The sequence below is a fragment of the Cedecea sp. NFIX57 genome (assembly GCF_900177785.1).
Classification (GTDB): domain Bacteria; phylum Pseudomonadota; class Gammaproteobacteria; order Enterobacterales; family Enterobacteriaceae; genus Cedecea; species Cedecea neteri_C.
The window spans coordinates 1-1,232 of the sequence record NZ_FXAS01000131.1 but is presented as its reverse complement, the minus strand read 5'-3'; the positions used below and the strand labels follow the sequence as shown (position 1 = coordinate 1,232).

1 protein-coding gene is annotated in these 1,232 nt (G+C 61.9%); it reads left to right on the top strand.

What is annotated here, in order from left to right; all coding sequences use genetic code 11:
* Positions 1-1,170 (top strand): phage protease (locus B9Y90_RS26240; protein ID WP_254902781.1); only part of this gene is annotated, 1,170 nt, incomplete at its 5' end.
* Positions 1,171-1,232: the final 62 nt, after the last annotated feature.

Sequence of the window (1,232 nt, the reverse complement as noted above, 5' to 3'; positions counted from 1 at the left end):
TGTTTACGCCTCCTGGCGGGCGTTACCCTGCCTGCAGAACACAACTCAGGGACACGACCTTCCATGTGGAAATTTGCCACCGCCTCGCTGGCCACTATCGATAAAGCGAACACCGCCCGCGTGCAGCTGTTCCCGGCGGGCTGGTTTGGCCCGGCAAATGGCAGCCAGCGCTGGTATCTGGATGCGGCGCTCGCGCAGACGCTGATTGCGGCGGCCGCCAGCAAGGTCAATGCCTACCTGTTCGACTATGAGCACCAGTCGCTGAATGCCCCCGATGCCAGTGGCCCGGTTCCGGCGGCGGGCTGGTTCAGCACTCTGGTGTGGGTTGACGGTGAGGGCCTGTATGCCGATGTGCAGTGGACCGCCAGAGCGGCGGCACTGATTGCGGCAGATGAGTACCGCTATGTCTCCCCCACCTTTGGCTATGACGAGCAGGGATGTGTCCGGGAGCTTATCAACGCCGCGCTCACCAATATGCCGGTGCTGGACGGGATGCGCCCGGTGGCGGCCGCTTCCCTGATGTTTTTTGATAACGGAGAAAAACCGATGAACGAGAACCTGCGCCTTGCGCTCTGCGCCATCTTTGGCCTCGGTGATAAAGGTGATGAGAACGCCATTCTGGCCGCCATTGCGGCGCTGCAGACGGGCGAGATGAAGACGGCGAACTGCTCGAGCATCAGCGCGATGATTGAGGCGCACAAGGCCCTGCTGTTGCAGAAAGACCAGGCCATCCAGGACGGTCAGACGGAGATTGCGGCCCTGTCCGTGGCGGCGGGAAATAACAAACCGGACCCGACTAAGTATGTGCCGGTGGCTGTGGTGGATGACCTGCGCACGAAGCTTGCCGCGCTGTCCACCCAGTTTCAGGGCGACCGCGTGGACAAGCTGCTGACGGCGGCGCTCAGCGACGGGCGCGTGTACCAGGGGGCGGATGAAGACAATCTGCGCGAGCTGGGTAAAACCGATTTTGCCCTGCTGGAGAAGATGGTAGCCGCCCGTCAGCCGGTGGCAGCACTCTCCCGCATGCAGAGTCAGGGCCTGAACCTCGACGATAAAGGCAACGCCACTCTGAGCGGCGATGCAATGGCGATCTGCAGCCAGTTTGCAGGTCTGGATGAGAAAGCATTTGCCGGAGAACTGGCGAAGGAGCTGAACCATGGCGCTGACTGAAGAGCAAAAAGCTGATTTTGACGCCCCGTACCGCGACGGCGAGCTGACCCCCATCCCGGTGG